This is a genomic window from Mycobacterium innocens, assembly GCF_900566055.1.
Classification (GTDB): domain Bacteria; phylum Actinomycetota; class Actinomycetes; order Mycobacteriales; family Mycobacteriaceae; genus Mycobacterium; species Mycobacterium innocens.
Genome location: NZ_UPHQ01000217.1, coordinates 1 through 11,012, shown reverse-complemented (window position 1 = coordinate 11,012; position 11,012 = coordinate 1). Strand labels below are relative to the sequence as shown.

Annotated in this window: 6 protein-coding genes, 4 pseudogenes and 1 riboswitch; of the genes and pseudogenes, 4 read left to right on the top strand and 6 right to left on the bottom strand. The window is 66.8% G+C overall.

All coding sequences use genetic code 11. The features are described from left to right. A pseudogene (locus EET03_RS20760) lies at positions 1-147 on the top strand (IS607 family element RNA-guided endonuclease TnpB); the annotation flags it as partial. Between the two features lie 25 nt (positions 148-172). Here the strand turns inward: EET03_RS20760 and EET03_RS20755 are convergent. Continuing rightward, a pseudogene (locus EET03_RS20755) lies at positions 173-493 on the bottom strand (PE family protein); the annotation flags it as partial. 658 nt (positions 494-1,151) lie between these two features. On the opposite strand from EET03_RS20755, the gene EET03_RS31820 reads away from it, so the two are divergent. After that, positions 1,152-1,484, top strand: a complete 333-nt coding sequence (locus tag EET03_RS31820; protein WP_244232463.1) for a prolipoprotein diacylglyceryl transferase — start codon at positions 1,152-1,154, stop codon at positions 1,482-1,484. A gap of 102 nt (positions 1,485-1,586) precedes the next feature. Here EET03_RS31820 and EET03_RS20745 read toward each other — a convergent pair whose 3' ends face one another. Beyond that, on the bottom strand, positions 1,587-1,805 hold the full coding sequence (locus EET03_RS20745; protein ID WP_075541383.1) for a hypothetical protein: 219 nt from the start codon (positions 1,803-1,805) through the stop codon (positions 1,587-1,589). Positions 1,806-1,921: 116 nt separating this feature from the next. Here EET03_RS20745 and EET03_RS20740 point away from each other — a divergent pair, with 116 nt between their 5' ends. Next, positions 1,922-3,715, top strand: coding sequence for a DUF3556 domain-containing protein (locus EET03_RS20740; protein ID WP_082274467.1), 1,794 nt, complete (start codon positions 1,922-1,924; stop codon positions 3,713-3,715). On the opposite strand, the gene metE is transcribed toward EET03_RS20740, so the two are convergent. The 3 genes from metE to EET03_RS20725 form a co-directional block, all read right to left on the bottom strand. Continuing rightward, the gene (metE, locus tag EET03_RS20735; RefSeq protein ID WP_099193707.1) at positions 3,712-5,991 is read right to left on the bottom strand and encodes a 5-methyltetrahydropteroyltriglutamate--homocysteine S-methyltransferase; all 2,280 of its coding nucleotides are present in this window, start codon (positions 5,989-5,991) and stop codon (positions 3,712-3,714) included. The genes EET03_RS20740 and metE overlap by 4 nt on opposite strands. A gap of 143 nt (positions 5,992-6,134) precedes the next feature. Then, positions 6,135-6,302: riboswitch (cobalamin riboswitch) on the bottom strand. 98 nt (positions 6,303-6,400) lie between these two features. After that, positions 6,401-7,243: an SDR family oxidoreductase gene (locus tag EET03_RS20730; protein WP_075541385.1), complete on the bottom strand. Its 843-nt coding sequence runs from the start codon at positions 7,241-7,243 to the stop codon at positions 6,401-6,403. An 86-nt stretch (positions 7,244-7,329) separates the two neighbouring features. Then, complete coding sequence (locus EET03_RS20725) at positions 7,330-8,643, bottom strand: TetR/AcrR family transcriptional regulator (RefSeq protein ID WP_081255008.1); 1,314 nt, start codon at positions 8,641-8,643, stop codon at positions 7,330-7,332. A gap of 527 nt (positions 8,644-9,170) precedes the next feature. Between EET03_RS20725 and EET03_RS20720 the strand changes: the two are divergent. Then, a pseudogene (locus EET03_RS20720) lies at positions 9,171-10,347 on the top strand (PPE family protein). Positions 10,348-10,563: 216 nt separating this feature from the next. Here EET03_RS20720 and EET03_RS30380 read toward each other — a convergent pair. Further along, positions 10,564-11,012 (bottom strand): annotated as a pseudogene (locus EET03_RS30380) (PE family protein); the annotation flags it as partial.

Here is an 11,012-nt window from a genome sequence, read left to right as displayed (position 1 = left end):
GTTAGCGTCGTCGGCCCAGTTGGGGCCGCCGTCAAGCGTGGAGCCGACCGTAAGACCCGGCCAAGCCGGGCTGGTGGCCGTGAAGCGCGGAAGGGACGCAGCCTCAGGGCTGCCGAACAACCCCGAGACGGGGTGCAAGTCGCGTGACCGCTAAAGATCACTCACTTGCAACGGCATTCAGTGCGTTGAGCAGATCCTGAAGTGGTGACACGTTGGCGGCCTCGGCGGACACATACTGTCCGGTCGCCGCGGTCAAGGCCTGCACGAACTGCTGATGAAACGCCGCCGCATGGGCACTCAGGACCTGATATGCCTGCCCGTGCGCCCCGAACAGCGCCGCGATGGCCGCCGAAACCTCGTCGGCGCCGGCGGCCAGCAGCGCCGTCGTCGGCGTGGCCGCTGCGGCAGTGGCCGCGTCGATCGTCGAACCGATACTTATCAAATCCGTGGCCGCCGCGGTCAGCGCTTGCGGCGTCGCGGTCACAAACGTCATTCGGCACCTCGTGATTCGTCATGGCCCCGATAAAGTCATGCCGACCAGCCGGCGCGCTGCCAACTTCCGACCAGTCGGCATGAGCGAATTCTATGGCGGTCTGCCGCGGAACATTCCACGGTTTGCCAGATGACTTGGATATCTTGCGCGGATGTTTCGCGGGCGTGCCGGTCGCCACCGATGCAGACGCGGTTTACAGTTGCTGCCGCCGCCAGGCGGGTGCCGCGGTCAATGTATCGCTGTCCTCGGCGCGACGAGTCCGTTCGACGCCGATCCATATAGGCCGTCCGGGTGGTTCCGCACTGGCGGGTAGGACCGCTGACGCTGCCGGTACACGGCGTGTTCGTCGGGCTGGGCGTGTGCTGGTCGCCACGGTAGTTTTCTTCGCCGAGGCCCGCCGCCGCGGTGCGGTGAATGACCAATCGCTGGTGGCGGTGACCGGAGCTCTGGTCGGCGGGGCAATCGGCATGCGGCTGTCCGGGTGGGCGGAACATATCGATGTCCGGCTCAACCCGACCTTGTTGCAGGCCTGGGAATTTGGGTCGCGCAGCATCCTGGCCTGGCCTCGTGGGCGCCTACGTCGGCGTGCTGATCGCCAAGCGGATCGGCGGCTACCGCGGCAAGACCGGCGATCTGTTCCCCGGCGGTCGCACTGGGAATGGCTGTCGGTCGCATCGGCTGTCACCTCACCGAAGCTCCCGGCCGGCCGACCGGCCTGCCGTGGGGTGTGCACGCCCCTGCCGCCACGCCGAAATGCCCGGGTTGCCTCATAGGCGCCGCGATGCATTCGTCGTTTCTGTACGAGATCGGTTTTCCGCTGGCCGCGTTCGCCGTTCTACTGTGGCTGCGCAATAAGCTCACCCAACCCGGTGAGCTGTTCGTCCTCTACGTCGCGGGCTACGCGGTGTTCCGGTTCTTCGTCGAGTTCGTCCGGGCCAACGAAACCGTGTGGCTGAGTTTGACACGGCTGCAATGGTTTTTGCTGCCCTAGGTTGTTCTCATCGCCGATCCGCGGGACTCCCGGCGGTCTGTGCTGATGGGCAAGAACGCCTTGACACCGGTAGCTCGTCGCGAGGTCTGCCCACAGGGGGCGCTAACCCGGTCCGCCGTATTGCCACACCAGGCTGTGATCGCCGGTCATGGTCGGGTTGCACCACATCGTCCGGCCGTTGGCGTCCTGGGTGGTCGCGTGCAGCACGGTACAGGAATCACCCGGAGACGGCGCCTGGGCCGCAGCGATGCCGCCCCCGGCGACCGCGATCGGTGAGAACGCCGTCACGATGGTCAATGCGACAAACCGCCATCTGCTCATCTGAAAACCTCCTCAGCACGGCAGAACTCCACGCTATCCGCGCCCGCGGCGGCCGGTAAAGAATTGGCTGCCAAGATGAACCCACGCGGCTAGAACACGTTCTAATCTGAGACACCATGGGATTCCTCAAACCCGAACTGCCTCAGGTCGACATCCCCGAGTGGAGCAAGGGCACCCGCAGCGAGAAGATCCGCCCGATGGCCCGCCACTGGGCCGAGGTCGGCTTCGGCACACCGGTGGCACTGCACCTGTTCTACATCGTTAAGATCGGCCTCTACATCGTGGGCGCCTGGCTGGTGGTGCTCAGCACGACGGGGATCGACGGGTTCACCAACGTCAGGTCGTGGTACGCGGAGCCGATAGTCTTCGAGAAGGTCGTGCTCTACACGATGCTGTTCGAGGTGATCGGATTAGGTTGTGGCTTTGGACCATTGAACAACCGGTTCTTCCCGCCGCTGGGGTCGATCCTGTACTGGCTGCGGCCCAACACCATTCGGCTGCCTCCGTGGCCGGGTAGGGTCCCGCTGACCAGGGGCACGGCGCGGGCTCCGGTGGATGTGCTGCTGTATGCGGCGCTGTTGGTGATGACGCTGTGGGCGTTGTTCTCCGACGGCACCGGTCCCGTCCCGGAGTTGGGCACCAACGTCGGGTTGTTACCGGTGTGGCAGATCTGGACGATCCTGGCGATCCTGGCCCTCGCCGGATTGCGCGACAAGGTGATTTTCCTGGCCGCCCGCGGCGAGGTCTACGGCTCGCTGACCGTGGCGTTCCTGTTCAGCGGTGCCGACCTGATCGTCGCCGCCAAACTGGTGTTTCTGGTGATCTGGATGGGGGCGGCGACGTCGAAGCTCAACAAGCACTTCCCGTTCGTGATCTCCACCATGATGTCCAACAACCCGCTGATTCGGCCGCGGTTCATCAAGCGGATGTTTTTCGAGAAGTTCCCCGACGACCTGCGGCCCGGACGTTTGTCCCGGATCATCGCCCACGTCAGCACTTTCATCGAGATGGCCGTGCCGGTGGTGCTGTTCTTGGCGCACGGTGGCTGGCCGACCGCGGTGGCAGCGTTGGTGATGGTGTGCTTCCACCTGGGCATCCTGACGGCGATCCCGATGGGGGTGCCGCTGGAGTGGAACGTCTTCATGATCTTCGGCGTGCTGTCGCTGTTCGTCGGCCATGCCCGTCTCGGTCTGGTCGACGTGAAAAACCCTGCGCCGGTGGCGATTCTGTTCGCGGTGGTGGCCGGCACCGTCGTTCTGGGCAATCTGTTCCCGCGCAAGATCTCGTTTCTGCCCGGCATGCGGTATTACGCCGGCAACTGGGACACCACGCTATGGTGCATCAAGCCGTCGGCAAGCGAGAAGATCGGCAAGGGCATCGTCGCGATCGCCAGCATGCCGGCCGCGCAGCTGGAGCGCTTCTACGGCAAGGACAAGGCGCAAATCCCTATGTATCTCGGATATGCGTTCCGCGCCATGAACACTCACGGCAGGGCGCTGTTCACCCTGGCGCACCGGGCCATGGCCGGGCAGAACGAAGACGACTACGTCATCACCGACGGCGAGCGGATCTGCAGCACCGCGATCGGCTGGAATTTCGGCGACGGCCACATGCACAACGAGCAACTCATCGCCGCGATGCAGCAGCGCTGCCACTTCGAGCCGGGCGAGGTACGGATCGTCCTGCTCGATGCGCAACCCATCCACAAGCAGATCCAGGCCTACCGGCTGGTGGACGCGGCGACGGGCGAGTTCGAACACGGCTACGTGCGGGTCGCCGACATGGTGACCCGACAGCCCTGGGCCGACGACCTGCCGGTCCACGTGCTGCCGCGTCATAGCGCGAGCAGACGCAGAATCGCACTCCGGAGGCCGTCCGGACGCGATTCTGCGTCTGCTCGCCAGGCTTAGGCCTCGGCGCGGACCTCCCGGGCCGCGGCCACCATGTTGCGCAGCGACGCGGCCACCTCATCGGCGTTCCGGGTCTTCAGGCCGCAATCGGGATTGACCCAGAGCCGCTGCGCCGGAACCGCTTTCAGCGCCGCACGCAGCGACTCGGCCATCTCGCGGGTACTCGGCACCCGCGGCGAGTGGATGTCGTAGACACCCGGGCCCACACTGTTGGCGAAGCCGGCCGCATTCAGGTCGTCGAGTACCTCCATGTGTGAGCGCGCCGCTTCGATCGACGTCACATCGGCATCCAGAGCGGCAATCGCGCCGATGATTTCGCCGAATTCCGAATAGCACAGATGGGTGTGGATCTGGGTCGAGTCGGCAACACCTGAGGTTGCCAACCGGAAAGCGCTTACAGCCCAACGTAAGTACTCGTCCTGCTCGACACGGCGCAGCGGCAGCAGCTCTCGCAGCGCGGGCTCGTCGACCTGGATCACCGCGATCCCGGCGGCCTGCAGATCCACCGTCTCGTCCCGGATGGCCAGCGCCACCTGGTTGGCGGTGTCGGCCAGCGGCCGGTCGTCGCGCACGAACGACCACGCCAGGATCGTCACCGGACCGGTCAGCATGCCCTTGACCGGCTTATCGGTCAACGACTGCGCGTAGGTGATCCAGTTCACCGTCATCGGGCGTGGCCGCGACACGTCGCCGTAGAGGATCGGCGGGCGCACGCAGCGGCTGCCGTAGGACTGCACCCAGCCGTTCTGCGTGGCGAAGAAACCCTCCAGCTGCTCGGCGAAGTACTGCACCATGTCGTTGCGCTCCGGCTCTCCGTGCACCAGCACATCCAGCCCGAGCCGTTCCTGCAGTGTGATGACGTCGGCGATCTCGGCTTTCATCCGGCGGACGTACTCGGCGTGGTCGATCTCGCCGGCCCGCAACGCCTGACGCGCCTTGCGGATCGCCGAGGTCTGCGGGTAGGAGCCGATCGTGGTGGTCGGTAGCACCGGCAGCTGCAGTCGCGCGTCCTGGCTGACCCGACGGGCGGCCGCCTCGCCCCGGCGGGCACCGGAGGCGACGATCGAGTCGATGCGGGCCCGGACCTGTCCGTTGTGCAGGCGCGGGTCCCGCTTCCGCGACGCCACCGCCGCGTTGGAAGCCGCGATCTGCTCGGCGACCGCGTCGCGTCCGTCGCGCAGTGCCCGCGCGAGCACGACGACTTCGCCCACCTTTTCCGCGCCGAATGCCAGCCAGCTGCGCAGGTTGTCGTCCAGGTCGGTTTCGGACTCCAGCGAGTACGGCACGTGCATGGTGGAGCACGACGTCGAGACCGCAACCGTGGCCGCCGAACCCAGCAGGGTCGCCAGCCGGCTCAGCGCCGCTTCCAGGTCGGTGCGCCACACATTGCGGCCGTCGACGATGCCGGCCACCAGCGTCTTGCCGGCCAGCTCGGGCACCCCGGCGACCGCGGTGCGCGCGCCGGCCACCAGGTCCACACCGATGGCTTCCACCGGCGTGCGGGCCAGCGCCGGCAGCGCGGCGCCGGGATCGCCGAAATAGGTGGCGACGTGGATGGCCGGCCGGTTGCTGAGCGACCCCAGCGCGGTGTACATCCGCTCGGCCAGCGCCGGCGCGTCGGGGGAGATGTCGGTCACCAGCGCGGGCTCGTCGAGTTGTACCCACTGAGCGCCCTCGCCGGCCAGCAGCGACAGCAGTTCGGAGTAGATCGGAACCAACTCCTGCAATCGGTCGATCGGTGGGGCGGCACCGTCGACGGCCTTGCTCAGCAGCAGGAAGGTGACCGGGCCGATGATCACCGGACGCGCCGGGATGCCGAGCTCCTGTGCCTCTTTCAGCTCGGAGATCACCTTGTCGGGGTTCAGCGTGAACCGGGTCGACGGCCCGATCTCCGGCACCAGGTAGTGGTAGTTGGTGTCGAACCACTTGGTCATCTCCAGCGGCGCGACATCGGCGTTGCCCCGCGCGGCGGCGAAGTAGCGGTCCAGCTCGTCGGGGATAGCGCTCACCCGGGCCGGCAGCGCACCGAGCAGCACCGCGGTGTCCAGCATCTGGTCGTAGTAGGAGAAGGTGTTGATCGGCACCGAGTCCAACCCGGCGGCGGCCAGACCGGTCCAGGTGTCGCGGCGCAAGGTGGCGGCGACGGACTCCAACTCTGATCGTCTGGTGCGTCCGGCCCAGTAGCCCTCGGTCGCGCGCTTGAGTTCACGTTGCGGGCCGATGCGCGGGGAGCCGGTGATGGTTGCGGTGAACTTCTGAAAATTACGTGCGGTCACGGCGTGTCCTTAACTCGACGGGTTGGTCACCGCCCGCGGACGTGCAGCCGAATCCGGTTGCGGCGTAACACCGCAACCGGTACGGCCAAACGCCCACTCCACGAGGCGATGACCCGCCGGACGCGGCGCGCCCGGCACAGCTGGCAGGTCTTCGGACTCACAGGCGCGCACCTCGGTGGTGCTCCTAGTGGCCGTCGCTTCCCAGTCGTGCGACCAGTGCTGTTGACGGCGGTCGTTCCTGCATACCGCTGCGGGACAGTTCCGGACTCTCACCGGATTCCCTCTCGCGAGGCATCGCTAACATGCCTCGCTCGGTGCCGACGCCACGGGATGCGACGACGGCAGACCAGCTGCGTGGTCCAGATTACGCTGCGGCCCGGCCGCTGGATCAGCTGCCGCGGCGGTAGCGCTAGGTGATCGGGACGCGGCCCATGATCAGGTCGATGATCGGTTTGCCCGGCGGGTAGGCGCCGGTGAGCGAGGCCATCGTGTGCCCGTAATCCACCAGCAACGTGATGCCGCTGATCCCGAAGGCGGCCGCGCTGTTGAGGAATGCCATCACGTCGCCCATCTGCTCGGGGGTGTGCACCTTGGAGCCGATCTCGTCGCGGTAGTCCTGCGCGTAGGTCAGCCACAGGTCCGCGTTCGCCTGCGCCAACGGGGTGTCGGTGGGTCCCGGACAAATGGCGTTGATCCGTATTCCCTTCTTCATCAGGGGATAGGCCTGCATCGCCACGTAGGCGTTGATCGCCTTCTTGCTGAAGCCGTAGTGGATGATGCCCTCGGCCTCGTGCGCGGCAACCCAATCCTGGGCCGCGGTGTAGTCGGGTGTGGCCAGGAACTCCTGCAGCCGGGGCAGGTCGTTTTCCCACCCCATGCCGGCGACCGAGGAGATGAAACAGATGCCCGAGCCGGACGGAAGCTGGTCGTTGTCAAGCAGCCGCTGGATCAGATGGCGATGGCCGATGAAGTTGATCTTCATCAGGTCCGGGCCTTCGGCCACCCCGGCTGCGGAGAACACCGCATGGACCGGTCCACCGAGTTGCCCGATCGCCGAGTCGATGGACGCGGGGTCTCGCAGGTCGACCTGCAGTGCCTGGGCGACGTCATAGTTCACCGGCGCGTAGTCCATCACGGTGACGTCGGCTCCGAGTTCGGTCGCCGCCCTGGCCGCCGCGGCGCCCATACCCGTCGCGCCGCCGACAACCAACGCCCGCTTGCCGTCGTAGCGCAACCGATCCAAAACAGTCATTCCAGATCCCTTCCCGCGGGCGATGCTTACCTGCCCCACTCTAGGGAGAACATATTTTTGGTTCAATACTGCGGACGCAACACAGGTCACGGCTCACCGCGTACCGCGGCGCCGCGTAACACCGTGTCACGGGCATGAATCAGCGCGGCACGCGGGCCGACGGCGCGAAGGATGTTCTCCGGTATCCACTGCAGGGCGATGACCGATCGCGCCAGCATCGCCAGGGACGGGGTCTCGATCCGTATCTCGTCCGAGCGGAACCCTTCGGAGAGTAGCGATTTCAGCTGACGCAGCCGGGTGGCATACAGCCACCCCGGGTTGGGGGTATTGGGCGGCGACTGCCGCATCCAGGCGAGCTGAATCCGGAATTCATCGGAAAACTGATCCAGTGCATTGATATTGATCCAGCTCAGCGCGTCCAGCTTTTCGATCGGCGTCGCATCCGAGCGCAGTACGTTGACCCAGCCGGCCTCGACCTTCTGGCCGAAGGACCGCATGATCGACGCCAGGAGTTCGTCCTTGGATCCGATCACCCGATAGACCGTGCCGGTACCCAGACCGGCCGCAGACGCGATGTCCCTGATCGTGGTGACTTCATATCCCCTGCGCCCGAACTCGGTTCGGGCGACCGCCCGCACCCGGGCAGCTTTGTCGCCGGGGTCGGCGTCCCGGTCGTCGGTCCATGTCGCGATGGCGTCGTTGGCGGCCGTCAAGGCGCTCGACCCGTCCAGCTCGGGATTGTCCGGAGGCCGGGTTGCCAACCCCTGCAGGATGATTCGGCACATCAGCCGGGCGACCTGGTCGGCTGAGGCGTGGTGACGGATGACGTCGAGCCCCACCTGCAGCATGGTCTGGCAGATGCGGTCGGCCAACGTCGGAAGATCCATTTCCGGTTTGATGTAGCCGCTCCACCTGGCGGCGCGCAGCGTCTGCAACATCGCCTCGTGCAGCGCCGCCGGCCGCTGCTGGGTGAGCTTCATCAGTTCGGGATCCGCGCTTGGTCCCTCGTAGAACGACATCTGCAGGGCTGCTTGGTGCGCTACCGCGCAGTTGGCGATCGCCGATCCCAACTCGGTGATCTTCTCGGCTACCGGCCGCGAGTCCGGTTCGTCCAATTTCTGCTGCGCGGTTATGCCGACGCGATTCAGATCGTTTTGATAGCGGCGGATCAGTTCGATCAGGATCGCTTCTTTGGACTCGAAATGGTGGTAGAGGCTGCCCGGCAGAATGCCTGCCGCGTCAGCGATTTCCTGCAGCGACGTACGCAATCCCGACGACGCGATCAACGACGCCGCGGTCTGCAGAATCTCGGCCCGGCGCGTCCCGGAGTCATCGGCGACGGCTTCGTCGGGGCGATCTACCGGCTGGCGGCCTTTTGCCAAAGCGTTGGCTTTTGCCATAGCTACCGGGACGCACATCCGGAGGACCGCGGCTTGGCAGGCAGCGGCTTGGCAGACAGTGGCCCGGCAGACATAAGCAATCGCCCTCCCGCCGAACCAAATCTTTGTTGTTAGAGACTATCAGACCGCAGACCGGTCGACGCCCCTGCTGAAGATGGTTGAACCGGCCGATTCTAAAACGGGTCGTTCCGGCTGCCGCGGATTGGCATCAAGCGGCTCCCGCGTAGCCCCACCGGTTGCGGCCTGGCGCGCGAAGCAAGTCCGCCGGAAGGAGGCTGCGCGCCGACCCGCCCGGCGATGCGGCCCAACTGCCGGCCTTTATAGCTGATGGACAGGAGGCATTGAGCATATTGACAGGAAGGTTTGGTGCGAAAGCCCGGATTCTCTGCGTCGCACCGCCTTAGCATTCGGGCCGTGGCGCACATAGTCGCACGAGGTGACTGTTGCTGCGGGTGCGTGTCGTGGTGGAGGCAGTCGGCGGGAATGGATGTCCGAGCCGTTAATCCGGCCGGCGATTTGGGGTTGGCATGATTCCTGAGTTTGCGTGGTTGCCGCCGGAGATCAACTCGGCACGGATTTTCGCCGGTGCGGGATCGGGTCCGCTGCACACCGCGGCTTCGGCGTGGGAGAGCCTGGCTGCGGATCTGCGGGCGTCGGCGGCGTCGTTTGATTCGGTGGTCAGCGGGTTGGCGGCCGGGCCGTGGTCGGGTCCGGCCGCGGTGTCGATGGCGGCGGCGGCGACACCGTACGTGGGGTGGTTGAGTGGGGCCGCGGGGGAGGCCGAGTCGGCCGCCGTTCAGGCGCGCGCGGCGGCGACCGTTTTCGAGGCGGCGTTGTCGGCCACGGTGCATCCGGCGGCGGTGAGCGCCAATCGGGTGTCGTTGCTGTCGTTGGCGGCGACAAATTTCTTGGGGCAGAACACCCCCGGCGATCGCGGCCGCCGAGGGCGACTACCTCGAGATGTGGGCTCAGGACGTGGCCGCGATGGTGGGGTATCAAGCCGGAGCGACGTCGGTGGCGTCGACGCTGACGCCGTTCAGGCTGCCGCCGCTGACGATGGCGGGGTTGGCCGGGCTGGCATCGCAGGCCGCCTCGGGTGTCACGGCGATAGCGTCGTCGGCGGGCGCTGCGATAGCCACACCGGTGCAGGGAATGGTGTCGGCGGCTCCGTCCGCCCTCTTGATGCTGCAGTCGGTGCCCTTGTCGAGTCTGTCGTCGTTCATGTATCCGGTGAGCATGGCGATTTCGCCGTTGATGAGCGTGCTGAGCAATGCGGCGCGCACTCCGGCCGCGGGGTTGGCCGGTGCCACGGCCGGCGGAGCGGCGGCAGGCGAGCCGAAGTTCGTGGGTGCGGCTCATCCTGGGACCAAGCCGTTTGGCGGCGGCGGGCTGGGTTCGGCGATGTCGGCGGGTCTGGGTAAGGCCCGGATGGTGGGGACGATGTCGGTTCCGCCGACGTGGCAGGGCTCGACGCCGACGCGGATGGCCAGTTCGCCGTTATCGGGCTTGGGTGCCGCGGGCATGCCCAATCCGGCGGAGCTGACCGGGGCGGCACGTCCCGCCGGGATGCCGATGATGCCGATGCCGATGGGCATGGGCGGTGCCGGCGCCGGGATGCCCGGTGGGATGATGGGCCGCGGTGGGGCGGGCGGGAATCCGGTGCAGTCGCGGCCCAGCGTGATACCGCGGACCGGGATCGGATAGGCCCGGATGGGGACGGCCGAGGCGGCCGGCCCAACGGGACTGCTTTCGGAGAGGCAGCGCGGCTGGGGCCAATTCGAGCCGTCGCGACAACCGCACCTGGCAACCTCATGCTGTGGGTGCGATGGGTGTGGCGCAGCTGAGTTGACGTAGTCAGGGTCGGCCGCGATTGGCCGACCGCGGCGGCCGAGAAGCAGCATGCCGCCGTCACCGACGACGTCAGGACACGTTAGGTGAGCCGGTGGCTATCTGATCAAGGGAGTTGGTTGTCGCACGCGCGCTTGCCCCATCAAAGCCGCGTTGGCCTACCAGCTTCCCGCCCGAACCGCCAGTGCCGCCAGCGCCGGTCCAGTGTCCCGTCCCGCCGTTACCGCCGTTACCGCCGTTGCCGATCATCGAGGCATTGCCGCCGTTACCGCCGTTTCCGCCGCTGAGATAGCCGCCGCCGCCGGCGCCGCCGTTGCCGCCGTCGCCGATCAGTCCGGCATTGCCACCGTTGCCGCCTGCTCCGCCGTTGCCGCTCAACCCGTTTCCGCCGCCGCCGCCGGCGCCGCCCGATCCGAAGAAATGGCCCGCGTTGCCGCCGGCCCCGCCGTCACCCCCGCCGGCTACGCCCTGGCCACCGGCGCCGTTACCGCCGTTGGTGGTGCCGCCCACTCCGCCGGTCC